The sequence below is a fragment of the Meridianimarinicoccus aquatilis genome (assembly GCF_004358675.1).
Lineage (GTDB): Bacteria > Pseudomonadota > Alphaproteobacteria > Rhodobacterales > Rhodobacteraceae > Meridianimarinicoccus > Meridianimarinicoccus aquatilis.
In genome coordinates this window covers 79,593-103,032 of record NZ_SMZO01000012.1, presented here as the reverse complement: position 1 = coordinate 103,032, position 23,440 = coordinate 79,593, and the positions used below count along the sequence as shown (strand labels likewise).

Below are 23,440 nucleotides of genomic sequence, written 5' to 3'. Positions count from 1 at the left end.
GTATGCGTCCGGTCTGACTGGTGTTGACTTATTCTGGCGTCCGGTTCCAGGGCATGAGGTCTTCGAGCTGGGTCATCTTTTGATCGGAGACGCGCGCGAGAACCCAGGTCAGCCAGGCTTCGGGGTCGAGCTTGTTCATGCGGCAGGTCTCGATGAGGGTGTAGGCGACGGCCGCAGCATCGCCGCCGCCCTTTGAGCCCATGAACAGATAGTTTTTGCGGCCCAGAGTCACCGGCCTGATTGATCGCTCACAGATATTGTTGTCCAGCTCCAGCGTGCCGTCTTCGAGATATGCCCGCGCTTTCGGCATGCGCCCGAGCGCGTATCGGATTGCCGCTGCGAGGGTCGATTTGCCGGAGATCTTGGGGAGTTGCAGGGTGAGCCACGCCTCGAGATCGTCGAAGATCGGCTTTGCCTTTTCTTGTCGCAGCGCCACGCGGTCTTCAGCCGGTTTGTAGCGGGCCTCTTTTTCCACAGCATAGAGGCTCGCGATCCGCTTGATCGCTTGCTGGGCGATGACAGAGCCTTCGCTTTCATAGATATCGACAAACTTGCGGCGCACATGGACCATGCAGGCCTGCTCGCTGGCGCGATCGGCCCCGAATAGACCATTGAAGCCGGTGAACCCATCGGCATGGATCACGCCCTGATACCCCTTGAGGTGGGATGAGGGGTGCTCGCCTTTACGGTCCACGCTGAACTGATACCACGCACAGGGTGGCGCTTGCCCGCACCATGGGCGTTCATCGCGGACATAACTCCACAACCGTGCGGTTTGCGCGCGGCCTTTGGCCTGCATCTTGACCGGCGTGTCATCCGCGAACAGCGCAGGCCCGGCGCGCACGAGTTTGCCGATGTGGGTGGCCAGTGGTTCCAACAGCGTCGTTGATCGCCCAACCCAATCGGTCAGCGTGGAGCGATGCAGATCGACTTTTTCGCGCGCATAGATCTCAGACTGGCGATATAACGGCAGGTGATCACAATATTTCCCGACCAGAACATGCGCCAACAGACCCGGTCCAGGGCGGCCGCGGTTGATCGGGCGCGAGGGTAGTTCGACCTGGGCGAAAGCCTCGCAGCAGGTGCAGGTCATGCGCGGACGCACGATCCGCCTAACCACAAAGTGGCCGGGGACGTATTCCAGCTCTTGCGTCACATCTTCGCCGAGCGGCTTGAGCGCGCCGCCACAATCGCCGCAGGTGTCACCGGGTGAAATGATCTCGTCTTGTCGCTGAAGGTGGTCAGGCAGCGGCGCGCGATTGTGGCTGCGTTTGTCGGTGGCCTGATCATCGGCTTCGCCTGTGAGCACTGTCTGTTGTGCTGCGGCGGCTTCGATCTCGGCGTCTTCCTGCAGATCGAAGGCCAGTTGATCCATGGTCTCGGATTTGCTGCCGAAACGCGCCTTGCGATGTCCCGCCAGTTCATTCTTCAGCTTCTCGATTTGATAGGCTTGCGACTTCACTTCAGCGACCAAAAGCTCACTGACTGCGCGCAGTTCAGCAGGGTCTTCGGGCAGGGATTTGAAGGTCTCACGCATGGGCAATTTATATCCGCTCAACCTGCCAAACGGAACGGGGAATGCGCCAAACCCTATATTTTATTGGACTAACCAGCCCGCGTTGGCCGCCATGTTCGCTGCGGTGTGCGCCAGTCAATGCCTTCCAGCAGCATCGAAAGCTGCGCCGCCGTCATGTGCACTTTGCCGTCTTTGGCAGCTGGCCAGACAAACCGACCCTTCTCAAGGCGCTTCATGAAAAGGCATGCGCCTTGGGTGTCCCACCAGATGATCTTCAACAGATCGCCGCGACGCCCACGGAAGACGAACAGATGCCCCGAATAAGGATCCTCAGCGAGCTCCTTCTCCGTCTGCGCCGCCAGCGTATTAAACCCGCGCCGCATGTCCGTCACGCCCGCCGCCAACCAAACGCGCGTATTGCTCGGCACCGGGATCATGCTGTCAGCCCATGGATCAGGCCAACAACCGATGACAGGGCCGTCGGACCTTCAACAAGAATGCGCCGCCCGTCCGACAGGGTAATGTCCACCCGCTCCGCGCTGATCGCGCAACAAGGAGGATCCTCCGCACCATGCGCACGTTCGGCGCTCTCCAGTGGCGGCGCTGCAATCTCCACAGGGAGAAAAATGCTCTCATCCACGGCATCAACGGTAGATACGCGGCTCTCTATCGGCGCAAATCGGGGATCCTTCAGCCATTTGAAAATCAAGTTCGCATTCATCGAATAGCGCCGCGCAACCTGTGCAACCGAAACGCCCGATGTCAGTGTCTGCGCGCAAATCGTGCGTTTCTCGTCATCCGACCAGACCCGCTTCTTCAAGCCCTTCTTCCCCGCCATAACAAACCTCAAGATGTCCACTATCGATAGTGGACATTATCACCCACTCTATCATGCAGGCAGGGCAGTCACACCGGACGCATACAAATCACACGGAGACGACCCATGAAAACGACCGTATACGCCGCCTGCCTCGCCCTGACTGCAACCGCTGCAATGGCCGAAAATCCTATGGTGGGCGGTGCAGAAATGTTCCCGTCAAAGAACATCGTCGAGAACGCTGTCAACTCCGCTGATCATACAACTCTTGTCGCGGCGGTACAGGCGGCCGGATTAGTCGACACCCTGTCCGGCCCTGGCCCTTTCACTGTATTTGCCCCGACAAATGCCGCGTTTGACAAAATAGACGATGATGCGCTGGCCAAACTTCTGATGCCCGAACACAAGGCGCAGTTGACCAAAATTCTTGCCTGCCATGTTGTATCTGCCGACGCCATGTCGACTGCAATCAAGGGTATGATTGACGATGATGGCGGCGTTCATCCAGTTCCAACCGTTGGCGGCTGCATGCTACAGGCGCGCTACTCGGGCAACGAGATCATGATAGAGGACGAGCGTGGCCGCGTTGCAAACGTTACGATTGCCGATGTGGACCAATCTAACGGTGTGATCCACGTGATTGACCGGGTCTTGCTGCCGGCGTCGTAATCGGTCCCCACCTCCCCTTCCCCCAGAGCAAAATAAAAGGCCCCTTGAAGGGGGCCTTTTTTGTGAGAAGTATCTGACAGCGTCAGTTTGTTACTGAAGGCTGGCGAAGTAAGCGAACAGGTTCACAGCGTCTGCCTCTTTGCGCACTTTGTAAGACATCGCGCCACGAGCGCCGCTGTCGTCCAAGTACTCGCGCAGATAGCCAGTCGGGTCCTGAACATAGGCAGTAAATGCTGCTTCGTCCCAAACGAGACCGGCTTCACCCGCTGCTGCGAGGGAGTCAGAATAGCGGAATCCGTCCACAGCCCCGGCGGCGCGATTGACCACACCGTAAAGGTTGGGGCCAGTTTTGGCGTTGCGGCCAGCAAGGGTTTCGCCTGCGTCATTTACGACAACGTGGCATGCCTGACATCCGCGAAAGGCTTTCTCGCCGGCTGCAGCATCGCCGGATTGGGCGGAGGCTGCGATTGGCAGGGTTATCAGCGCGGTTGCCGCAAATGCGGCGAAAAGCTTGGTCATGTAGTGCTCCCATTTTGCAGTGTCTTCCCCACAGACGATAGTGCGCCTCTGGAACGTTGCCACAACTTCGTCGCGCAGTTCACCCTGCGATGCAAGGATTGATGCGTAACAACACATGCGGAATTTCATATTATTACCAAAGGGCAGTTTTTGTGAAGCCCGACAATAGTGTCCCTGTGTCATGTTGCCGGGGTGCAAATTGAAGCTTGGCGCGATTAGATTGCGGTATCAGCACGGCAGAGCGCCACGCGCGCTGCAGCCGTATGACCTAAACCGCCCGGGATGAGGCCCGCACTATGACCGATCTTATCCCTGCTTGGGTGAATGGCGAACTGACCCCGGTCGAGAAACTTGCAGTTCATCGCGAGGGGCTGCGGCACAAGGCTGTTTCCGTCTTCATCATGGACGGTCAGAATGTTCTGATCCAACGCCGCGCCATGTCGAAATACCATACGCCTGGTCTTTGGGCGAATACATGCTGCACGCACCCCGCTTGGGGCGAGAACCCGGCCGACTGCGCCGTGCGACGTCTGAACGAAGAATTGGGCATCACCGGCGTCTACCCAGCGAAACGCGATACGGTTGAGTATCGGGCGGACGTGGGCGGCGGCATGGTCGAGCATGAAGTGGTCGACTTGTTCGTTGCGACAGCGTCCAAGGACCTGAACGTCTTGCCAAATCGCGATGAGGTGATGCAGGTCGAGTGGGTCGGCCTGTACGATCTGGCCGCCGAAGTCACGCGCCGACCAGGGCGGTTTACGCCATGGTTGCGGATTTATCTGGAAGAACACAAAGACACCATTTTTGGAAACCTTGTTCGGGTCTGACACTGCGGCTTGTCGTTGTCCCCAATTTTGCCTGCATTGCCGGGGTGAGCACGATTGATCAATGGCGCATTGATGGGAGTGTCTTCATGAATGCTCAATTTGATCTGGACGATATCCCGCGCGCATTCGATACATTCCAGTATCGATAGGGTGATTTGAAAATCCTGATTAGGATGGGCGCACGATGATTGAGACACCGCAAGATATGGACGCAGGGGCACGAAAGTTCTTGACGGGACTGTTTGATGCTGCGGTTGCGGCGGCAGATCCGGTACAGGCGCTGCGCAATGCTCTGCCCGCGAAGCCCAAAGGGCGCACGGTTGTCATTGGCGCCGGGAAGGGCGCAGCGCAACTAGCGGCGGCATTCGAAAAACTATGGGACGGGCCGCTTACTGGCGTTGTGGTGACGCGCTACGGTTACGCAGCGCCTTGTGAATACCTCCAAGTTCTGGAAGCGTCGCACCCGGTTCCCGATGATGCTGGGCTGGTTGCGTCGAGCGCCTTGTTCGAGGCCGTCGCTGGCCTTGGGCCTGACGATCTTGTTGTGGCGCTGGTGTGCGGCGGCGGCTCGTCTCTGCTGCCTGCGCCGCCCGACGGTTTGACTTTGTCCGATGAGCAGGCCTTGAACACCGCGCTTTTGGCGTCTGGCGCGCCGATTGGGGTCATGAATGCCATTCGTAAACATGTCAGCTGCATCAAGGGCGGCAGGTTGGCTGCAGCAGCAGCCCCGGCGCGTGTTGTAAGTCTGGTTGTATCGGATGTGCCGGGGGATGATCCGGCGCAGGTCGCCTCTGGACCAACTGTGCCCGACGGGGTCGGTCTTGCGGACGCTTTGGCGATGATCGAAAGTCGCGGCATTGCGCTGCCGGACACTATTATGGCGCATCTGAGGCAGCAAAGTGCATCTGCGCCAGATCCAGCCGATGCCGTGTTTTCCCGAAACGAGGTACGGGTAATTGCTTCTGCACGGATATCGCTTGAGGCGGCAGCACAAGCTTCTGAGGCGCAGGGGATTCCGGCTGTCATTTTGTCTGACGCGATCGAGGGAGAGGCTCGCGATGTGGGTCAAGTCCATGCCGCCATCGTGCGGGAAGTGGTTGCACGTGGCCGCCCCTTCACGGCACCGGTGGTCATACTTTCGGGGGGAGAGACAACGGTAACCCTGCGTGGCAAAGGCGGTCGCGGGGGCCGAAATTCAGAGTTCCTGCTCGCGGCGGCAATCGCTCTGGAAGGCATCGAAGGAGTTGCGGCCTTGGCGGCTGACACGGATGGAATTGACGGGTCCGAGGACAATGCCGGTGCTTTTGCGGATGGGCAAAGCACAGCGCGGATGCGTGCGGGCGGTTTTGACCCGGCCACGGCTTTGGCCCAGAATGACGCTTGGGGCGGCTTCGACGCGGCTGGCGATTTGTTTGTACCGGGGCCAACCGGAACCAACGTGAACGATTTTCGAGCGTTCTTGGTTACTGCTGAGCCGGCTGAGGAACACTAGTCACCGGCACTCCAGATTCGACGAGCCGATCAGCGCCCTAACATCACGGCCGACAAGAATAAACGAGCGTATACGTCCGGCATCTATGTGCGCGGTTACGGTCAATGACCGCAGCAGTGATCGTCGTGCAGCGTCTTCGATTCGCGTTCCTGTCCAGCTTGACCCTGATTGCATCAGCTAAGGCCAGAAAACGGATACTATCTGAAAGCCCGAAATTGATGACGGGAGCGTGCCGCCGGACGGGATACCCCCAACTGGCGGACGCGATGGCGCCATAGCTCGCAACATCAAAGCGGACGCTTTGGTTGGCTCTTTTCATTCTTGGTGGTGACGTAAGCTTCGCGATCGAAACGGCAAAACTGCGCCGAACAGCAGACCCAAAAGGCGCACAACGCGTCGATCTGTTGCAAATAAATTTGAGAAGTTTGGTGCCCAGGAGAGGACTCGAACCTCCACGTCCATACGGACACTAGCACCTGAAGCTAGCGCGTCTACCATTCCGCCACCTGGGCAGGTGTCGTGAGGAGGGCATCTACCGGCACGGTTCGGGGGTGTCAACACGTCTTGCGCGCAATTTTCCCCGCGACGTGATGTGCCTTGTTCGGGACCGGCAGGCCAGTTATCAGCAGCATAGTATATGCGGAGGCTGTGATGTCGAAACTAGTCACCATCTTTGGCGGGTCCGGGTTTATCGGCCGTTATATTGCACGTCGAATGGCGAAAGAAGGATGGCGGGTTCGTGTCGCCGTGCGCCGCCCTGATGAGGCGGGATTCGTTCGCCCTTATGGCGCGGTCGGGCAGGTTGAGCCAATCTTTTGCAATATTCGCGACGATGCGTCGGTCCGGCAGGTTCTGGGCGGTGCGGATGCGGTTGTAAACTGCGTCGGTATTCTCAACGCATACGGAAAAAACGGTTTTGACGCAGTCCAAGCCGAAGGTGCTGCACGGATCGCCCGCCTTTCAGCCGAAGCGGGGATCACTCAGATGGTCCAAATTTCCGCGATTGGTGCCGATGCTGACAGCGATAGCGACTATGCCCGTACAAAAGCGGCTGGTGAGGCAGGCGTGCTTGAGTATCAACCAAATGCGGTAATCTTGCGCCCGTCGGTTGTCTTTGGCTCGGAGGACGAGTTCTTTAACCGCTTCGCCTCTATGTCGCGGATGGGGCCAGTATTGCCTGTGGTCGGCGCTGACACGAAATTTCAACCCGTGTACGTTGATAACGTCGCCGAGGCGGCCGTCATGGGCGTTCTGGGCAAAGCAGAACCGGGCGTTTATGAGCTGGGTGGACCTGACGTGAAAAGCTTCCGCGAATTGATGGCTGAGATGCTTCAGGTCATCCGTCGGCGTCGGCTGGTCGTGAACATCCCCTTCGCGATTGCCGGCTTGATGGGCAGCAGTTTTGATGTGTTGCAGTCGCTTTCTTTTGGGCTGTTTGAAAACAAGATGATCACGAAAGACCAAGTGGCAAACCTGAAGAACGACAATGTCGTATCAGATGGCGCGAAGGGTCTTGCAGATCTTGGGATTAGCCCAGTCTCGATGGGCGCTGTTCTGCCTGATTATTTGTGGCGGTTCCGCCCGACTGGCCAATACGCTGAAATGACCGAGTCGGCCCGGAACCTTAAAGGCTGATCGACCGGGTGTTGCTTACAAGTAAGCGACACCCAGCAAAATGATACCAAAGACGATTCGATAGATCACATAAGGCGTGAAACTGACGGATCGCAGAAGGCGCATCATCAAGGTGAGCGCCAAAAGCGCTGAGACAAAGGCAAAACCGGCCGCGATCGCACCGTCTTTTGCTGCCGCTGCATTCCCTTCGCCAATAACATCCAGACCCAACAGCATACCTGCCATCGCAATGGTTGGGATCGACATCAGCATCGAGAGCTTTGCTGCGCTCTCGCGTTCATAGCCGAGGGTGCGCGCCCCGGTGATTGTGATGCCTGAGCGCGATGTCCCGGGGATCAAAGCAATAACCTGCCACAGACCCATTATAATGGCGTGCTTCAGACTCCATTCTTCAGCCTTGCGGGTTTCCGCGGCTTTCTGGTCTGCGAAATACAGCACGATTCCAAAGATCAACATTGTCCAGCCAATGACGGCTGTGGACCGCATCGCGTCGTTCAGGCCCGTCAGCTTCATGGCGAGTCCGGCGATGACCACCGGAATTGTCGCCACGATCAGGCAAAGTGCAAGAAAGGCACCTGGCGTGTCTACTTTACCGCGCAAAAGTCGCAAACTGCCGAGGGCAGCAGCGCGAACGTCAGACCAGAAATACAAGACGACGGCGAACAGCGTGCCGACGTGAACGGCGACGTCAATAACCAACCCTTGGTCGGCCATTCCGGTAAGATTTGGCAGCAGGATAAGGTGGCCAGATGAGGAGATGGGAAGAAACTCGGTGATTCCTTGAATCACCGCTACGAGGAACAAGTGGAACAACGGCATAGGGGTGTCTCTGGGTCAAGTGTTTGAGAATTGGGTGAAAGACCGCATTAAGGTCAGCATTGATTACCTTATTTTTGCTGGCAAGGCCCAGAAAAATGCATGTGGGGTGTGTATTAGGCAATTATAGGTCATACTTTATGACTTTTCATTTGTCCCAGACATGTCTAAAAGGCGGCAACTTGATTTGGAGGCGGGAAATGGCCAAGCAAAAAATGCTTCAGTTCGTGTCTGTAGCACGGGATATGCCGGAGAAGCGTGCGCCCAATCTACGCAACAAGGACTTCGGTGAGATTTACGCCGAGTTCGCCACACAAAAGGCCGAAGAGCAAGCCTCTCGGTGCAGTCAGTGCGGTGTGCCGTATTGCCAATCGCATTGCCCGTTGCACAACAACATTCCCGATTGGCTGAACATGACAGCCACCGGTCGCCTGCGCGAAGCGTATGAGCTAAGCCAGGAAACCAACACATTCCCAGAAATCTGTGGCCGCATCTGCCCACAAGACCGTCTGTGCGAAGGCAACTGCGTGATCGAGCAGTCCGGCCACGGAACCGTAACCATCGGTGCCGTCGAAAAATACATTACTGACACCGCCTTTGAAGAGGGTTGGGTCAAACCGATCCGCCCTGCCGTAGAGCGCGATGAAAGCGTTGGCATCATTGGCGCCGGACCGGGCGGATTGGCCGCAGCAGACATGCTGCGCCGCGCCGGCATTCAGGTGACGGTGTATGACCGCTATGATCGCGGCGGTGGTTTGCTGACCTATGGCATCCCCGGCTTCAAGCTGGAAAAAGACATTGTCATGAAGCGGATGGATCAGCTTGAAGACGGCGGTGTCCAGTTCCGGCTGAACTGCAACGTGGGTGATGACATCACGTTCTCGGCAATCCGGGGCGCGCATGACGCGGTTCTGATTGCGACAGGTGTTTACAAGACCCGTGATTTGCAGGGGCCGGGTAGCAATGCTGACGGTATCGTCCGCGCGATTGACTATCTGACTGCGTCTAATCGCGTAAGCTTTGGCGACACGGTTGAAGAATACGAAAGCGGCGAGTTGAACGCCTCAGGCAAGAACGTGGTTGTTATTGGCGGTGGCGACACCGCGATGGATTGCGTGCGTACGGCGGTTCGTCAGGGCGCGGAAAGCGTGAAATGTCTGTACCGCCGTGACCGGGCCAATATGCCGGGCAGCCAACGCGAAGTTGCCAACGCCGAAGAAGAAGGCGTGGAATTTGTTTGGCTGTCTGCGCCGAAAGGCTTCACCGGTGACAAGGTCGATGGTGTGATGGTGCAGAAAATGCGCCTTGGCCAGCCTGACGCAACCGGTCGCCAGGTTCCCGAACTTATCGAAGGCGCAGATTACGTCGAAAAGGCGGATCTTGTCGTCAAAGCGCTGGGTTTTGAACCAGAAGACCTGCCAACTCTTTGGGGCGAGCCGGAGCTTGAGGTCACCCGGTGGGGCACGATCAAGGCCGACTTCCGCACGCATGCGACCAGCATGGACGGCGTCTATGCCGTGGGTGACATCGTGCGCGGTGCCTCGCTCGTAGTTTGGGCGATCCGGGACGGACGCGAAGCGGCGCAAGCGATGTTGGAACGTTTCGAGCAGCGCAGCGCCATGGTTGCTGCAGAATAAGGCACTTGCCACTTTTCCGGTCCCGAACAGGTGGTGTGGGACTGGCCAAGCGGGAGCCTAAAGGCAATTCTGATCTTTCCCCAAGGGGGCAGGAAACGACGACAGCAGCGGCCCGGTTGGGCCGTGCGCCGACCGCAGGGAAAGACGCCAGACCAGACCGGGCCATAGGCGCGGATTTTGGGACCAGCTCAGGAGGGCCGACATGGCCACGGCAGAACGAACAGGGCAGTGCATGTGCGGGGCGGTCAAATTGACCGCGCTGCCAAAAGCGCCTGAATTGCACGCCTGCCAGTGTGACATGTGCCGTCGGTGGTGCGGTTCGGCGTTTGTCGAATTCGACGTGGCGCCCGAAGGGCTGGATGTGTCCGGTCCCGTGAAGTCGTTTGTATCGTCGGATTGGGCAGAGCGGGCTTGGTGCGATGCTTGCGGGTCGACGCTTTGGTATAAGCTGACAGTTCCGGGGCACGAAACATATGCAGTGTCGGCGGGTCTGTTCGACAATGCGGGCGGCTTTAGGCTGACCAAGGAAATTTACAGTGATCGCGCGCCGGACGGCTATAGCTTTGCCGGAGCCATCACACGAGTGACAAAACAGCAAACCGAGGCGCAGTTCGCCTCCCTCGGCGAAGGGGAAACTCCATGACCAAGTATGATGAAGCCTGGGTGGCAGACCAAGAAGCACAACGCGCGCTGCTCGCCGAAACCGGTTTGTACAGCACCGAGGATGAACATTCATCCTGCGGCGTCGGGCTGGTCGTGTCGATTGACGGCAAGCCATCGCGCAAGGTGGTTGAGTCGGGCATCAACGCGTTGAAGGCGATCTGGCACCGCGGCGCCGTGGATGCCGACGGGAAGACCGGCGATGGTGCGGGTATTCACGTGCAAATCCCCGTTCAGTTCTTTTACGATCAGGTCCGCCGCACCGGGCACGAACCAAAGATGGACCAGTTGATGGCCGTGGGCCAGGTGTTTCTGCCGCGCACCAATTTCGGCGCACAGGAAACCTGCCGGACCATCGTCGAGGCCGAAGTCCTGCGCATGGGCTATTATATCTACGGCTGGCGGCATGTGCCGGTGGATATTTCCTGCCTTGGCGAAAAGGCCAACGCCACACGGCCCGAGATCGAGCAGATCATCATCGCGAACAACAAAGGCGTTGATGAAGAGACGTTCGAACGCGAACTTTACGTCATTCGCCGCCGCATCGAAAAGGCGGCAACGCAAGCAAATGTGGCCGGCTTGTATATCTGTTCGCTGTCTTGCCGGTCGATCATCTACAAGGGCATGATGCTGGCTGAGCAGGTTGCTGAGTTCTATCCCGACCTGATGGACGAACGGTTTGAAAGCGCCTTTGCGATCTATCACCAGCGGTATTCCACCAACACCTTCCCGCAGTGGTGGTTGGCGCAGCCGTTCCGGATGCTGGCCCATAACGGCGAAATCAATACGCTCAAGGGCAACATCAACTGGATGAAGTCCCACGAGATCCGCATGGCAAGCAGTGCGTTCGGCGATCTTGCCGGCGACATCAAGCCCATTGTGCCGGGCGGGTCTTCTGACAGCGCGGCACTGGATTCGGTGTTCGAGGTTCTGGTGCGCGCCGGGCGTAACGCCCCGATGGCCAAAACGATGCTTGTCCCCGAATCTTGGTCCAAGCAGGCGGTCGAATTGCCGCCCGCATGGCGTGATATGTATTCCTATTGCAACTCGGTCATGGAGCCATGGGATGGCCCTGCTGCTCTTGCAATGACCGACGGCCGCTGGGTTTGTGGCGGGCTCGACCGGAACGGCCTGCGCCCCATGCGCTATGTCGTGACCGGCGATGGCCTGTTGATCGCCGGTTCCGAAGCCGGGATGGTCGCGGTCAACGAAGCACATGTCGTTGAAAAAGGCGCGCTTGGGCCGGGCCAGATGATTGCGGTCGATACGCTGGAAGGCAAGCTGTTCCACGATGTGGAAATCAAGGACAAGCTGGCAGCGAGCCAGCCCTTCGGTGACTGGGTCGGCAAGATCAATGATCTGAGCGAAGCGCTGGAGCAATCCGAGGAAGTCGCTGGGTACACCGGCGGTGAGTTGCGAAAACGCCAGATTGCGGCTGGCTACACGATGGAAGATCTTGAGGTCATCCTTGCGCCAATGGCCGAGGACGGCAAGGAATCCATCGCGTCGATGGGCGATGACACCCCTTCGGCGGTTCTGTCCGAGAAGTATCGCCCGCTGAGCCATTTCTTCCGGCAGAATTTCAGCCAGGTCACCAACCCGCCAATCGACAGTTTGCGCGAATTCCGCGTGATGAGCCTCAAGACGCGCTTCGGAAACCTGAAGAACGTTCTGGACGAAGACAGCAGTCAGACCGAGATTCTCGTGTTGGACAGCCCCTTTGTGGGCAACGCTCAGTTCGAAGAGTTGAAGAACCACTTCAACGCGCCCGTGGTGGAAATCGACTGTACCTTTGCCGTTGGTGATGGCGCCAATGCACTCAGCCGCGGCTTGCGCCGTATTCGAGACGAAGCCGAAGACGCCGTGCGGTCGGGCGCGGGTCATTTGATCCTGTCTGATGCAGGTCAGGGCGAAGATCGGGTCGCAATGCCCATGATCTTGGCGACAAGCGCGGTCCATAGTTGGTTGACCCGTCAGGGCTTGCGGACCTTCACATCGATCTGCGTTCGGTCGGCTGAATGTATCGATCCGCATTACTTTGCGGTTCTGATCGGTGCTGGCGCGACAGTTGTGAACGCCTATCTGGCCGAAGACAGTCTTGCAGACCGCATCGAACGCGGCTTGCTTGATTGCACTTTGTCCGAAGCTGTGGCCCGGTATCGGTCTGCCATTGACCAAGGTCTTCTGAAGATCATGGCCAAGATGGGGATTTCGGTCATCAGCTCTTATCGCGGCGGCCTGAATTTCGAAGCCGTTGGCTTGAGCCGTGCCATGTGTGCCGAGTATTTCCCGGGCATGCCAAGCCGTATCAGCGGCATCGGTGTAACCGGTATTCAACGCAAACTGGAAAATGTGCACGCCCAAGGGTGGACCGGCGGCAAAGACGTTCTGCCGATTGGCGGGTTCTACAAGGCGCGGCGTTCTGGCGAGACGCACGCTTGGGAAGCCCAGTCGATGCACATGATGCAAGCGGCCTGTGACCGCGCGTCGTTTGAGATGTGGAAGCAGTATTCTGCCAAGATGCGGTCGGCCCCGCCGATTCATCTGCGCGATTTGCTGGACATCAAGCCGCTTGGCGCTGCGATTCCGCTGGAAGAGGTGGAAAGCATCACTTCGATTCGTAAGCGGTTCGTTACGCCCGGTATGAGCCTTGGCGCCCTTAGCCCCGAAGCACACAAAACGTTGAACGTGGCCATGAACCGGATTGGCGCGAAGTCTGACAGTGGCGAAGGCGGCGAAGATCCGAAGCACTTCGTGCCAGAACCCAATGGCGATAACCCGTCTGCGAAGATCAAACAGGTTGCGTCTGGTCGTTTTGGTGTAACTGCAGAGTATCTGAACCAATGCGAAGAACTTGAGATCAAGGTCGCGCAGGGCGCAAAACCCGGTGAAGGCGGCCAGTTGCCCGGCATGAAAGTGACCGAGCTGATTGCAAAACTGCGCCATTCGACGCCCGGCGTGATGCTGATCTCGCCGCCGCCGCACCACGATATCTATTCGATCGAAGACCTTGCGCAGCTGATCTATGACCTCAAGCAGATCAATCCGCGCGCCAAGGTCACCGTGAAGCTGGTCGCGCAATCAGGCGTTGGCACCATCGCCGCAGGCGTGGCCAAGGCCAAGGCTGACGTGATCTTGATTTCGGGCCACAATGGCGGAACCGGGGCGTCACCTGCGACCTCGATCAAATATGCTGGCCTTCCATGGGAAATGGGCTTGACCGAAGCGCATCAAGTTCTGTCGATGAACAAACTGCGGGACCGCGTCACGCTGCGGACGGATGGCGGCCTGAGAACTGGCCGCGACATCGTCATCGCCGCGATGATGGGAGCCGAAGAATATGGCATCGGCACAGCGGCACTGATCGCTATGGGCTGCATCATGGTGCGCCAGTGCCAGTCCAACACCTGCCCTGTTGGCGTGTGTACGCAAGACGAAGCGCTGCGCGACAAGTTCACCGGCACAGCGGACAAAGTGGTCAATCTGATCACCTTCTATGCTCAGGAAGTGCGCGAAATCATGGCCGGTATGGGTGTGCGGAACCTGGACGAGATTATCGGGCGTGCCGATTTGCTTAGCCAAGTCAGCCGTGGGTCTTCGCATCTTGATGACCTTGACTTGAACCCACTGCTCATCACCGTCGATGGCGCCAAGAATGCGGTCTATGACCGTAGCAAAGCGCGGAACGCGGTGCCAGACACATTGGACGCGGAAATCGTCAAGGATGCAGCGCGCTTCCTGCAAGACGGCGAAAAGATGCAGTTGTCCTATGCGGTGCAGAACACGCTGCGGTCCATCGGCACGCGGACATCAAGCCATGTGGTCAAAGCGTTCGGGATGCGCAACAGCCTTCAATCAGACCACCTGACCGTAAAGCTGACGGGCAGTGCGGGCCAGTCTCTGGGCGCGTTCCTTGCGCCGGGGATCAAGTTGGAGGTGTCTGGCGACGCCAATGACTATGTTGGTAAGGGTCTATCGGGCGGCACCGTCGTGGTGCGCCCGCCGCAGGTCAGCCCGCTCAAGGCTGCGGACAACACGATCATCGGGAACACCGTTCTTTACGGCGCGACCGAAGGCTTCTTGTTTGCCGCAGGGCGTGCGGGGGAACGGTTCGCGGTTCGCAACTCTGGCGCGCATGTCGTGATCGAAGGCTGTGGTTCCAACGGGTGCGAATACATGACCGGCGGTGTCGCTGTGATCCTTGGCTCCATCGGGACGAACTTCGGCGCCGGTATGACTGGTGGGATGGCGTATCTCTATGATCCGGATGGCAAAGTCTGGGATATGATGAACATGGAAACGCTGGTGACGTGCCCCGTGACCGTTGCCCATTGGGAGGCGCAGTTGCGCGGCCTGATCGAGCGTCACGCGGCGGAAACTGGAAGCCGCAGGGCAGCCGACATTCTGCAAAACTGGGATGAAGAGAAAGCCAACTTCCTTCAGATTTGCCCAAAAGAGATGCTCAACAAGTTGCCGCATCCTCTTGAGATTGAAGAGGCGCGCGTCCCGGCAGAGTGATCTGCGATCGACGCAAGTAGAGATCAACACGCCGGGCGATTCAGTCGCCCGGCGTTTTCTGTGTTTGGCTGAGATAGGATTGATTGCGTTTCTGGCCATTGCGGTGCTGTCTTGTGGGCCACTGCCCGTGAAAAGAGTTTTCCCGCTTGGCGTCCGTTCCGCAGGCTGGCAATTGACCGGACCTTTGCTGCATGTTTGATGACAGGATGGCACGACAAAAAACCCAGAAATCTATGAAGGCTGCGCCTGTCGCCGTTCGTCGCAAGCTGACGCTTTGGTTGCGGCGCGCTTTGTTTGCGGCGTTGGGCCTTTTGGCTCTTTGGATTGGGGCGATGAGTTTTTTGCCCGTTCCGACGACCCCTTACATGCTGGCTGAGAGGGCTCGCCACAACACGCTGTCATACGACTGGGCCGCCATGGACAGTATCGCGCCGATCATGCAGCGCACTGCCGTCGCCGCCGAAGATGCCAATTTTTGCGAACACTGGGGCTTTGATATCACCGCCCTGCGAAGTGCAATCGCTGGCGGCGCGGAAAGGGGCGGTTCGACTATCAGTCAACAGACCGTCAAGAACGTCTTTCTGTGGCAAGGCCGAAGCTGGCCGCGCAAGGCGTTGGAGGGTCTTCTGACACCGGTTGTTGAACTGGTCTGGACCAAACGCCGTATCCTTGAGGTGTACCTGAACGTGGCAGAGTTCGATACGGGCGTATTCGGCGTGAGTGCGGCGGCACAGCACTATTTTGGCGTGTCTGCTGCCGATCTGTCAGGCGTTCAGGCGGCGCGACTCGCGGCCATTCTCCCAAGCCCCAAAAAGAGGTCGGCCAGCAAGCCGGGCGAATTTACCCGTCGCAGGGCGGCATCCATTCTTGATGGGGCGCAAACCATCCGCCGAGACGGGCGTGCAAGCTGTTTCCAGCCGAAGTGACGTTTGCGCCCCGTTGCAACCGCACGCACTTCGCGGCAAGACAGACGCACGCAAACTGGAAGTCACCATGACCGTACTTTACCACGCACCGCTTTCCCCGTTCTGTCGCAAGGTTCGTCTGACCCTGTCGGAGAAGCGGATCGACACTGACCTTCAGGAAGAACGTTATTGGGAGAAGTCCCCGGACTTCTTGCGCCGCAATCCCATCGGCAAAGTGCCGGTTCTGCGCATTGACGGGCTTGTCATGTCAGAAAGTCAGGCGATCTGCGAGTACCTTGAAGATGTATACCCCACGCCTGCGCTGATGCCCGAGGACCCGCGAGAACGGTACGAAGTGCGCCGCATCGTGGCGTATTTTGACGACACATTTCACAGCGAAGTCACGGTCAAGGTATTGGGCGAACGGATTACCAAAAAGCTGACCGGGTCGGGCTATCCTGATAGCCGTTTGGTGAAGGAGGGCGTGGTCCGGATCAAGGTGCACCTTGATTACATGGCCGAGCTTTTGGATCATCGCCGGTGGTTGGCGGGGGATGTCATGACAATGGCCGACTTTGCGGCTGCAGCGCATCTTTCGGTTCTGGATTACAGTTCGGATGTGGATTGGAACAGGCAGGCCGGCGTCAAGGATTGGTATGCAAAGATCAAGTCACGCCCGGCCTTCCGAAGCCTGTTGGCAGATCAGGTCGCCGGCTTCCCGCCGCCGCCACATTATGCCGATCTGGATTTCTAGAAGGGGCTGGCGATTTGGTTCGGTGCCTCAGGCGGGCCTAGTTCGCCACTTGTAAAGGGGGCACCGTGCGAACAACGGAAGGATTGAAAGCAGCGCTGGAGGCGCAGGCGCAGGCCGAAGGCTTTGCCAAGATGGGCATCTGCCGCCCCGATGCCGTGCCAGAACTTCCTGCCAGGCTTGACGCATTCGTTGAGCATGGTCGCCACGGGCAAATGGCGTGGATGGCAGAGCGCATGACCTGGCGCAGTGACCCTGCTGTCCTCTGGCCGGAGGCGCGCTCCGTGGTGATGCTTGCCGAACCCTACACTCCGGATCATGATCCGCTTGAGGTTCTGACCCGCCGCGATAGGGCGGCGATCAGCGTGTATGCGCAGAACCGCGACTATCATGATCTTGTAAAAAAGCGGCTGAAGCGTGTTGGGCGCTGGCTGCTTGAGCAACCCGAAGCGACAGGGCACGCGATAAAGGTCTTTGTTGATACAGCCCCCGTGATGGAAAAGCCCTTAGCCGCAGCCTCTGGGTTGGGTTGGCAGGGTAAGCACACCAACCTTTTGGGCCGTGATCTGGGTAACTGGTTTTTTTTGGGTGCCATTTTCACGACGATCGACCTGCCCGCCGACGCGCCCGAAACAGAACGTTGCGGCAGTTGTACGGCATGCCTTGATATTTGCCCGACGGCCGCGTTTCCCGCGCCGTTCCAATTGGACGCGAGGCGCTGCATTTCCTATCTGACAATTGAACATCGCGGTGCCGTGGACGAAGAGTTGCGCGGCAAGATGGGCAACCGGATCTACGGTTGCGACGATTGTCTGGCCGCTTGTCCATGGAACAAGTTCGCAGCAGAGGCGCGAGAGTTAAGATATGCGGGACGGGACGATTTGCGCGCGCCGGCCTTGGCTGACCTTGTCGGGCTGGATGATGCAGCCTTTCGTGCGAAATTCTCGGGCTCGCCGATCAAACGGATTGGGCGGGATCGTTTTGTCAGAAATGTCCTTTACGCCATCGGAAACAGCGGCGATCCCACTTTGGCCGATGCGGCCCGCACCCTGATCTGTGATCCCGATCCGGCGGTGGCTGATGCGGCGGCTTGGGCGGTTCAAGTGCTTTCTCACGGCGAGGGGTTTTCATGACCCGGTTACGTCCCCACGTCTAAAAGGCGCGAGTGTGCTACACTAAGCGCTCAAGCCGACCACACAGGAGGACAAATCGTGACACGCCACATTCTTGACGACCCTCGTAAGCATGTGAAATCGGGGATGAAGTTGACCATGTCGTACATGGCGCAAAATCGTATGCCGCGCGCCGAATCTATGTCGCTGCACCGACGCCCCGTGACGCGCCCCGTTGACGCAAGGTTGCGGGAATTTGCCCGGATCGACCGGGGTCACATGGCCTAAACCGGGGCCTGATTTGAGGCCTTAACGCCCCAGGCTTTCGAAGCGTGCGGCAAGTTCTGTCGCCGCTTCTTCCAATCCCCATGGTGGATTCACCACATAAAGGCCACTGCCGATCATGCCGTGGCCGGGCTTTGCGGGCGGGAAATGGACTTGGCTGTGAAGCACACCGTCAATTTCCAGATCGCGAAGGCCATCGACAAGCGGGGCGTGCGCGCCGGACGCCAAGATCGGATACCACAGCATTACGACTCCGACGCCCCAGCGTTTGCGAATCTTGGCCACCAAACGCGGCATGGCGGTAAACTCAGTCTTTATCTCGTATGACGGATCAATGAGCATCAAGCCGCGCCTCGGGGTCGGAGGGACCATCGCAACCGCCATGGTGGGGCCATCTTCGCCGCGAACATATGCGCCAAGAACGGCCTGTTCCAACGCAGCCCGCTCGCCGGGATGCAATTCGGCGAGTGTGATCATGTCATCCTGGCGCAGCAGTGTTGACGCGATCAAGGGTGAGCCGGGATACGCGTTAGGACCGGCTTCGTCGCGTGCGGCTTGCAGGGCGCGGGCATACGGGTGGTCGGGCGCGAACCACCGTTCCATGCGTTCAATTCCGGCGGCCGCTTCGCCCGTTTTAATGGATTCCGCGCCGGACAGGTCATAAATCGCCCGTCCGGCATGGGTTTCGATATAGCTGAGCTGCTTTGGCTTGCGCACAAGATAGTCGAGCGCCGCAGCCAGAAGTGCGTGCTTGTGCACATCGGCCGCGTTTCCCGCGTGATAGGCGTGCTGGTAAGACAGCATGCTGGAACTAGGTTCGAACCAGCTTTTCGTAGGCCGCCGAAATGTCGCGCGCCATCGCACCCACCTCGAAGGTGTAGTCGCCGATTTGCCCGACCGGGGTCACTTCGGCGGCGGTGCCTGTCAGCCAGCACTGCTCAAACCCTTCCAGTTCTTCTGGCATGATGAACCGCTCGTGTACCGTGATACCTTTTTCCTTGAGCATATTAACGACGGTTTGCCGTGTAATGCCGTTGAGGAAGCAGTCCGGCTTGGGGGTGTGCACCTCGCCATCCTTCACAAAGAAGATGTTTGCGCCAGTCGCTTCGGCCACATAGCCGCGATAGTCGAACATCATCGCGTCCGAGCACCCCTTCGCTTCGGCAGCGTGCTTGGACATGGTGCAGATCATGTACAGACCGGCGGCCTTTGCATGACAGGGGATGGTATCCGGCGCTGGGCGGCGCCATTGCGAGATGTCGAGTTTCGCGCCCTTGGTCTTGGCGTCACCGTAGTAATTGCCCCAGGTCCACGCAGCGACGGCCATGCGCACAGGGTTGCGCGCAGATGCGACACCCATGTCTTCGCCCGCGCCGCGCCATGCGATTGCGCGCACATAGGCATCGGTGAGCCCATTTGCCTTCATGACATCGTATTTCGCAGCTTCGATTTCATCGACGGTGTAGGGGATTTCAAAATCGATCATGTTGGCCGATGCGCGCAACCGTTCCGAGTGTTTGCGCGATTCAAAGATTGTCCCGCCGTAGGCACGCTCGCCCTCGAATACCGAAGAGGCATAGTGCATGGCGTGCGTGAGAATGTGCACATTGGCATCGCGCCACGGCACCATTTTGCCGTCGAGCCAGATTTTGCCGTCGCGATCGTCGTAACCACCCGCCATTGCGTTTCCCTTCTGCCTGTCGGTTTTCGAATGTTGCGCAAATTATGTCCGAAACGGACCATATATTGCCAAAAATCTGGGCATGCGTACCTGTTGAGTCTTGGAAAGTCAATAAGGCTGACGTAAGTTGGTACGGAGTTTGATTGGACAAAACGACGACAGGGAGGGCCGGGCCGATGGACGGACAAAGCGGCGGAAAACTGCTGTTTCTGACGGACGAACAACTGCGGCAAGGCATAGAGGCCATGTTCTTCGCATATCGTGGCTTTACGTCTGATCCTGATCGTATTCTGGACGAGCATGAATATGGCCGCGCACATCATCGGGCGCTGCACTTTATTAATAGAAGTCCAGGTACAACGGTGAACAATCTTCTGTCGATTCTCGGGGTGACGAAACAGTCGTTGAATCGGGTTCTGCGGACCCTGGTTGCAGACGGTTTGGTTGAGGCGCGGGTTGGGGAAAAGGACCGGCGCGAACGCCACTTGTACCTGACCGATACGGGACTGTCTTTGGAATCAAAGTTGTCGGACGCACAGCAGACCCGAATGCGGCAAGCTTATCGCATGGCTGGAGCAGAGGCGGTGGACGGGTTCCGCAGAGTTCTTGAGGCGATGATGGACCCTGACATCCGTCGCCACTATGCGCAGCTTGCGGAGTGAAGCGATGACCGGGTTACCAGACACGCACCTTTTGATTGTCGACGATGATGAACGCATTCGTGGCCTTTTGCAGAAATTTCTGAAGCGGCATGGCTTCTGGGTCAGCGCAGCGCGCGATGCGGCCCATGCCCGCCGTCTGCTGGATGGTCTGGAATTTGATCTGATTGTGCTGGATGTCATGATGCCGGGCGAAGACGGAATTCAGCTGACACGATCCCTGCGCGAAGAAGTGGCAACACCAATCCTTTTGCTGACAGCCAAGAGCGAATCCGCCGACAGGATCGCCGGGTTGGAAGCTGGCGCGGATGATTATCTTCCGAAACCGTTCGAGCCGAAAGAACTGCTTCTCAGGATCAATGCGATCCTGCGCCGAATGCCGCCGCCTGAACCGGTGAGCGGTGACGCATCTGTCTTGATGCTTGGCGAGGTGCGGTATGACCTTGACCGGGGCGAATTGTGGTCCGGTACGGACATCGTTCGCCTGACAGGGACAGAAAATCAGTTGATGCGAATTTTCTCAGCACGTCTAGGCGAGCCGTTGAGCAGGGCGCAATTGGTGGAGGAAATCGGACGGGACGGGGGGCAGGCGCAGGAGCGTGCGGTTGATGTGCAAATCACTCGGTTGCGACGCAAAATAGAAGCTGATCCAAAGCAGCCACGCTACCTTCAGACTGTGCGAGGTGCCGGTTACATGTTGGTCGGTGACTGATCTTGCCAAATTGAGCCGCCTGCGGCGGCATTTTTATGTCCCCACACCCGCCTTTGCGGATGCGGGTCCCACCCTGTGGCAGCGCGATACTCCTGTTCGGGTAATGAGCGGTTTCTCTGGATTGCGTGCGAAGCCCTGATCCGCTTAGAGTTCGGTGATGACGACGATCCTCTTTTCACATCCCGATGCTGCCGCGCATGAGATGCCGGAGGGCCATCCCGAACAGGTGGCGCGGTACACGGCCGTGATGCAGGCATTGCGGGCGTCTGAATTTGTGGCCTTGGAGCGGCAGGACGCACCGCTGGCAACGGATGAGGCGTTATTGCGTTGCCATCCGGCGACGTATCTGGCCCGCGTTGCACGTGCAATTCCTGAAACCGGCTGGACTCAGCTTGATGCCGACACTCATGTTATGGCCGGTTCGGAAATGGCGGCGCGTCGCGGCGCGGGAGCTGCGTGTGCCGCTGTGGATTCCGTAATGTCCGGCGCCGCGCAGAATGCGTTTTGTGCCATGCGACCGCCCGGCCACCATGCAGAGCGTGACACTGCCATGGGGTTTTGCCTTTACGGCACGGTGGCGATTGCGGCAAAGCACGCCCTTGAAGTACATGGTTTGTCGCGCGTGGCCGTGGTTGATTTCGACGTTCATCATGGCAATGGCACGCAAGATTTGCTTTGGGATGAGGCGCGGGCAACGTTCGTATCGACGCATCAATCGCCACTCTATCCCGGCAGTGGACGGGTTGAAGAACGGGGTGCGCATGGGCAAATTACCAATCTGCCCTTGGCGCCGGGAACAGATGGGTCGGCTTATCGCGAGATCTTTCTCGCTAAAGCCGCTCCGGTTTTGCGTGCGGCGCGGCCTGAACTGATCCTTGTTTCGGCAGGGTTTGATGCGCATCGTGCCGACCCCTTGGCACAGCTTGATCTGGAGACTGAGGATTTCGTTTGGATCACCGAGCAGCTGTGCGATTTGGCTGCAGAGATGTGCCATGGGCGGCTGGTATCGGTGCTGGAAGGCGGGTATGACCTGACCGCGCTGGCAGAGGCTGCATCGGCTCATGTGGCCGTACTTCTGTCGCGGGGCGAATTGGCAAGGGAAGGCGCACGATGAGTGACACACCCGTCGAAGACATGACTTTCGAAGCGGCGATGGCTGAATTGGAAACTGTGGTTGGCCGTTTGGAAGCGGGGGAAGTCGCGTTGGACGAATCGATTTCGCTTTATGAACGCGGGGCGCTTTTAAAGGCGCATTGCGAGGCGCGCCTGAAGTCCGCCGAGGAAAAGGTTGCGACGATCACGCTGGATGAAACCGGCCAGCCCAAGGGCACCGTTTCGACCGACGCCACGTGATGTTCGACGCAGCGTTGGCGGCAGCCGCTGCCGAAGTTCAAGCTTGTTTCGACGACGTGCTGTCTGGCCAAGCCCCTGTTCCGGTCGTTGACGGCATGGCGTACGCGACACGCGGTGGCAAACGGCTGCGTGGATTCTTGGTGCTTGAAAGCGCGGCCTTGTTTGGGATCGACGCATCGGTTGCCATATGGCCCGCAACGGCGATCGAAGCGCTTCATGCCTACTCTCTTGTGCACGACGACTTGCCCTGCATGGACGATGATGATCTGCGTCGGGGTCAACCCACGGTTCACAAGGCTTGGGATGAGGGAACGGCAGTTCTGGTCGGTGATGCCCTTCAAACGCTGGCTTTTGAATTGCTTACGCGGCCGCAAAGCTTGCTGCCCGAGCGGCGTCTTGATCTTGTGGCCAGTCTGGCGCGGGCCTCGGGTGTGGCCGGGATGGTTCTGGGGCAAGCGCAGGACATCGCCGCAGAAACGGCTGCGGCGCCGCTCAACCTCGGCCAAATCACCGAATTGCAGGCGAATAAGACAGGCGCACTGATCGGTTGGTCGGCCGAAGCAGGGGCAAGGATGGCGGGGGCTGATCTTGCGCCCCTGACGGCTTATGCATCTGCGCTGGGGCTTGCCTTTCAAATTGCGGACGACATCCTTGATGTTGAAGGAGATCCGGACGCTGCCGGAAAGCGGCTTCGCAAAGATGACGCGGCTGGGAAAGCAACGTTTGTCAGCCTGCTCGGGCTTGAACCTGCCCGCCGCCGCGCTGCCGACTTGGTCGAAGAGGCCTGCGAGGCGCTTGCCCCCTTTGGCAACAAGGCGGAAACCTTGCGGCACGCGGCGCGTTTCGTTATCTCCCGCCAATACTGAAGGGTGCCGT

The 23,440-nt window shown here is 58.5% G+C and carries 23 protein-coding genes and 1 tRNA gene; 16 read left to right on the top strand and 8 right to left on the bottom strand.

All coding sequences use genetic code 11. From position 1 onward, the window contains the following. Nucleotides 1-28 precede the first annotated feature (28 nt). The 3 genes from tnpC to tnpA form a co-directional block, all read right to left on the bottom strand. Nucleotides 29-1,537 (bottom strand): IS66 family transposase, encoded by a 1,509-nt coding sequence (tnpC, locus tag E2L05_RS07540; RefSeq protein WP_133342308.1) that lies wholly within the window; start codon nucleotides 1,535-1,537, stop codon nucleotides 29-31. A 68-nt stretch (nucleotides 1,538-1,605) separates the two neighbouring features. After that, complete coding sequence (gene tnpB / locus E2L05_RS07535) at nucleotides 1,606-1,953, bottom strand: IS66 family insertion sequence element accessory protein TnpB (protein WP_133342307.1); 348 nt, start codon at nucleotides 1,951-1,953, stop codon at nucleotides 1,606-1,608. Further along, nucleotides 1,950-2,354 (bottom strand): IS66-like element accessory protein TnpA, encoded by a 405-nt coding sequence (gene tnpA / locus E2L05_RS07530; protein ID WP_133342306.1) that lies wholly within the window; start codon nucleotides 2,352-2,354, stop codon nucleotides 1,950-1,952. Before tnpA ends, tnpB begins: the two co-directional genes overlap by 4 nt. A gap of 105 nt (nucleotides 2,355-2,459) precedes the next feature. On the opposite strand from tnpA, the gene E2L05_RS07525 reads away from it, so the two are divergent. Continuing rightward, on the top strand, nucleotides 2,460-3,002 hold the full coding sequence (locus tag E2L05_RS07525; RefSeq protein ID WP_133342305.1) for a fasciclin domain-containing protein: 543 nt from the start codon (nucleotides 2,460-2,462) through the stop codon (nucleotides 3,000-3,002). Nucleotides 3,003-3,092: 90 nt separating this feature from the next. Here E2L05_RS07525 and E2L05_RS07520 read toward each other — a convergent pair whose 3' ends face one another. Then, nucleotides 3,093-3,521: a c-type cytochrome gene (locus E2L05_RS07520; protein ID WP_133342304.1), complete on the bottom strand. Its 429-nt coding sequence runs from the start codon at nucleotides 3,519-3,521 to the stop codon at nucleotides 3,093-3,095. Between the two features lie 296 nt (nucleotides 3,522-3,817). Between E2L05_RS07520 and idi the strand changes: the two genes are divergently transcribed. Both idi and E2L05_RS07510 read left to right on the top strand, forming a co-directional pair. Further along, entirely contained in the window at nucleotides 3,818-4,348 is a 531-nt protein-coding gene (gene idi, locus E2L05_RS07515; RefSeq protein WP_133342303.1) for an isopentenyl-diphosphate Delta-isomerase, read from the top strand. 184 nt (nucleotides 4,349-4,532) lie between these two features. Next, nucleotides 4,533-5,840: a glycerate kinase type-2 family protein gene (locus tag E2L05_RS07510; protein ID WP_243721902.1), complete on the top strand. Its 1,308-nt coding sequence runs from the start codon at nucleotides 4,533-4,535 to the stop codon at nucleotides 5,838-5,840. A 426-nt stretch (nucleotides 5,841-6,266) separates the two neighbouring features. Here the strand turns inward: E2L05_RS07510 and E2L05_RS07505 are convergent. Further along, nucleotides 6,267-6,352: transfer RNA gene (locus E2L05_RS07505), tRNA-Leu, on the bottom strand. Nucleotides 6,353-6,491: 139 nt separating this feature from the next. Between E2L05_RS07505 and E2L05_RS07500 the strand changes: the two genes are divergently transcribed. Next, complete coding sequence (locus E2L05_RS07500) at nucleotides 6,492-7,475, top strand: complex I NDUFA9 subunit family protein (protein ID WP_133342302.1); 984 nt, start codon at nucleotides 6,492-6,494, stop codon at nucleotides 7,473-7,475. 15 nt (nucleotides 7,476-7,490) lie between these two features. On the opposite strand, the gene E2L05_RS07495 is transcribed toward E2L05_RS07500, so the two are convergent. Further along, nucleotides 7,491-8,294: an undecaprenyl-diphosphate phosphatase gene (locus tag E2L05_RS07495; protein WP_133342301.1), complete on the bottom strand. Its 804-nt coding sequence runs from the start codon at nucleotides 8,292-8,294 to the stop codon at nucleotides 7,491-7,493. A 197-nt stretch (nucleotides 8,295-8,491) separates the two neighbouring features. Between E2L05_RS07495 and E2L05_RS07490 the strand changes: the two genes are divergently transcribed. From E2L05_RS07490 to E2L05_RS07460, 7 genes are all read left to right on the top strand, one after another. Next, nucleotides 8,492-9,928: an NAD(P)-dependent oxidoreductase gene (locus E2L05_RS07490; protein WP_133342300.1), complete on the top strand. Its 1,437-nt coding sequence runs from the start codon at nucleotides 8,492-8,494 to the stop codon at nucleotides 9,926-9,928. A 202-nt stretch (nucleotides 9,929-10,130) separates the two neighbouring features. Further along, nucleotides 10,131-10,571, top strand: coding sequence for a GFA family protein (locus tag E2L05_RS07485; RefSeq protein WP_243721901.1), 441 nt, complete (start codon nucleotides 10,131-10,133; stop codon nucleotides 10,569-10,571). Continuing rightward, the gene (gene gltB / locus E2L05_RS07480; RefSeq protein ID WP_133342299.1) at nucleotides 10,568-15,106 is read left to right on the top strand and encodes a glutamate synthase large subunit; all 4,539 of its coding nucleotides are present in this window, start codon (nucleotides 10,568-10,570) and stop codon (nucleotides 15,104-15,106) included. Before E2L05_RS07485 ends, gltB begins: the two co-directional genes overlap by 4 nt. Before the next feature lie 206 nt (nucleotides 15,107-15,312). Continuing rightward, nucleotides 15,313-16,032 (top strand): monofunctional biosynthetic peptidoglycan transglycosylase, encoded by a 720-nt coding sequence (gene mtgA, locus E2L05_RS07475; protein ID WP_133342298.1) that lies wholly within the window; start codon nucleotides 15,313-15,315, stop codon nucleotides 16,030-16,032. Between the two features lie 67 nt (nucleotides 16,033-16,099). Further along, nucleotides 16,100-16,765 (top strand): FtsZ-binding protein FzlA, encoded by a 666-nt coding sequence (gene fzlA, locus E2L05_RS07470; RefSeq protein WP_133342297.1) that lies wholly within the window; start codon nucleotides 16,100-16,102, stop codon nucleotides 16,763-16,765. A 65-nt stretch (nucleotides 16,766-16,830) separates the two neighbouring features. Continuing rightward, nucleotides 16,831-17,895, top strand: coding sequence for a tRNA epoxyqueuosine(34) reductase QueG (queG, locus tag E2L05_RS07465; protein WP_279512629.1), 1,065 nt, complete (start codon nucleotides 16,831-16,833; stop codon nucleotides 17,893-17,895). Between the two features lie 78 nt (nucleotides 17,896-17,973). After that, nucleotides 17,974-18,162: a hypothetical protein gene (locus tag E2L05_RS07460; RefSeq protein ID WP_133342296.1), complete on the top strand. Its 189-nt coding sequence runs from the start codon at nucleotides 17,974-17,976 to the stop codon at nucleotides 18,160-18,162. A 21-nt stretch (nucleotides 18,163-18,183) separates the two neighbouring features. Here the strand turns inward: E2L05_RS07460 and rlmJ are convergent, their stop codons facing one another. Together rlmJ and E2L05_RS07450 are read right to left on the bottom strand one after the other, a co-directional pair. Then, nucleotides 18,184-18,963 carry a 23S rRNA (adenine(2030)-N(6))-methyltransferase RlmJ gene (gene rlmJ, locus E2L05_RS07455; protein WP_133342295.1) on the bottom strand — a complete coding sequence of 260 codons (780 nt, stop codon included), beginning with the start codon at nucleotides 18,961-18,963 and terminating at the stop codon, nucleotides 18,184-18,186. Nucleotides 18,964-18,970: 7 nt separating this feature from the next. Further along, the gene (locus tag E2L05_RS07450) at nucleotides 18,971-19,840 is read right to left on the bottom strand and encodes a branched-chain amino acid aminotransferase (RefSeq protein ID WP_133342294.1); all 870 of its coding nucleotides are present in this window, start codon (nucleotides 19,838-19,840) and stop codon (nucleotides 18,971-18,973) included. Nucleotides 19,841-20,016: 176 nt separating this feature from the next. On the opposite strand from E2L05_RS07450, the gene E2L05_RS07445 reads away from it, so the two are divergent. The 5 genes from E2L05_RS07445 (at nucleotide 20,017) to E2L05_RS07425 (ending at nucleotide 23,430) form a co-directional block, all read left to right on the top strand. Continuing rightward, on the top strand, nucleotides 20,017-20,502 hold the full coding sequence (locus tag E2L05_RS07445) for a MarR family winged helix-turn-helix transcriptional regulator (protein ID WP_133342293.1): 486 nt from the start codon (nucleotides 20,017-20,019) through the stop codon (nucleotides 20,500-20,502). A 4-nt stretch (nucleotides 20,503-20,506) separates the two neighbouring features. Further along, nucleotides 20,507-21,211, top strand: coding sequence for a response regulator (locus E2L05_RS07440; protein ID WP_133342292.1), 705 nt, complete (start codon nucleotides 20,507-20,509; stop codon nucleotides 21,209-21,211). A 157-nt stretch (nucleotides 21,212-21,368) separates the two neighbouring features. After that, nucleotides 21,369-22,325 carry a histone deacetylase family protein gene (locus E2L05_RS07435; protein ID WP_133342291.1) on the top strand — a complete coding sequence of 319 codons (957 nt, stop codon included), beginning with the start codon at nucleotides 21,369-21,371 and terminating at the stop codon, nucleotides 22,323-22,325. Continuing rightward, complete coding sequence (locus E2L05_RS07430; protein WP_133342290.1) at nucleotides 22,322-22,564, top strand: exodeoxyribonuclease VII small subunit; 243 nt, start codon at nucleotides 22,322-22,324, stop codon at nucleotides 22,562-22,564. Before E2L05_RS07435 ends, E2L05_RS07430 begins: the two co-directional genes overlap by 4 nt. Beyond that, nucleotides 22,564-23,430 (top strand): polyprenyl synthetase family protein, encoded by an 867-nt coding sequence (locus E2L05_RS07425; RefSeq protein ID WP_133342289.1) that lies wholly within the window; start codon nucleotides 22,564-22,566, stop codon nucleotides 23,428-23,430. The genes E2L05_RS07430 and E2L05_RS07425 overlap by 1 nt, the downstream gene beginning before the upstream one ends. The last annotated feature ends 10 nt before the right edge of the window (nucleotides 23,431-23,440 follow it).

Excerpts from the sequence above, each read along its gene's own strand:
- fzlA (WP_133342297.1), top strand. The coding sequence starts at position 16,100 with ATGACCGTACTTTACCACGCACCGCTTTCCCCGTTCTGTCGCAAGGTT.
- E2L05_RS07500 (WP_133342302.1), top strand. The coding sequence starts at position 6,492 with ATGTCGAAACTAGTCACCATCTTTGGCGGGTCCGGGTTTATCGGCCGT.
- E2L05_RS07510 (WP_243721902.1), top strand. The coding sequence starts at position 4,533 with ATGATTGAGACACCGCAAGATATGGACGCAGGGGCACGAAAGTTCTTG.
- idi (WP_133342303.1), top strand. The coding sequence starts at position 3,818 with ATGACCGATCTTATCCCTGCTTGGGTGAATGGCGAACTGACCCCGGTC.
- E2L05_RS07520 (WP_133342304.1), bottom strand. The coding sequence starts at position 3,521 with ATGACCAAGCTTTTCGCCGCATTTGCGGCAACCGCGCTGATAACCCTG.
- mtgA (WP_133342298.1), top strand. The coding sequence starts at position 15,313 with ATGGCACGACAAAAAACCCAGAAATCTATGAAGGCTGCGCCTGTCGCC.
- E2L05_RS07485 (WP_243721901.1), top strand. The coding sequence starts at position 10,131 with ATGGCCACGGCAGAACGAACAGGGCAGTGCATGTGCGGGGCGGTCAAA.
- E2L05_RS07425 (WP_133342289.1), top strand. The coding sequence starts at position 22,564 with ATGTTCGACGCAGCGTTGGCGGCAGCCGCTGCCGAAGTTCAAGCTTGT.
- E2L05_RS07445 (WP_133342293.1), top strand. The coding sequence starts at position 20,017 with ATGGACGGACAAAGCGGCGGAAAACTGCTGTTTCTGACGGACGAACAA.
- E2L05_RS07430 (WP_133342290.1), top strand. The coding sequence starts at position 22,322 with ATGAGTGACACACCCGTCGAAGACATGACTTTCGAAGCGGCGATGGCT.
- gltB (WP_133342299.1), top strand. The coding sequence starts at position 10,568 with ATGACCAAGTATGATGAAGCCTGGGTGGCAGACCAAGAAGCACAACGC.
- tnpA (WP_133342306.1), bottom strand. The coding sequence starts at position 2,354 with ATGGCGGGGAAGAAGGGCTTGAAGAAGCGGGTCTGGTCGGATGACGAG.
- tnpB (WP_133342307.1), bottom strand. The coding sequence starts at position 1,953 with ATGATCCCGGTGCCGAGCAATACGCGCGTTTGGTTGGCGGCGGGCGTG.
- E2L05_RS07525 (WP_133342305.1), top strand. The coding sequence starts at position 2,460 with ATGAAAACGACCGTATACGCCGCCTGCCTCGCCCTGACTGCAACCGCT.
- rlmJ (WP_133342295.1), bottom strand. The coding sequence starts at position 18,963 with ATGCTGTCTTACCAGCACGCCTATCACGCGGGAAACGCGGCCGATGTG.
- E2L05_RS07435 (WP_133342291.1), top strand. The coding sequence starts at position 21,369 with ATGACGACGATCCTCTTTTCACATCCCGATGCTGCCGCGCATGAGATG.
- E2L05_RS07450 (WP_133342294.1), bottom strand. The coding sequence starts at position 19,840 with ATGGCGGGTGGTTACGACGATCGCGACGGCAAAATCTGGCTCGACGGC.
- E2L05_RS07440 (WP_133342292.1), top strand. The coding sequence starts at position 20,507 with ATGACCGGGTTACCAGACACGCACCTTTTGATTGTCGACGATGATGAA.
- E2L05_RS07495 (WP_133342301.1), bottom strand. The coding sequence starts at position 8,294 with ATGCCGTTGTTCCACTTGTTCCTCGTAGCGGTGATTCAAGGAATCACC.
- tnpC (WP_133342308.1), bottom strand. The coding sequence starts at position 1,537 with ATGCGTGAGACCTTCAAATCCCTGCCCGAAGACCCTGCTGAACTGCGC.
- E2L05_RS07490 (WP_133342300.1), top strand. The coding sequence starts at position 8,492 with ATGGCCAAGCAAAAAATGCTTCAGTTCGTGTCTGTAGCACGGGATATG.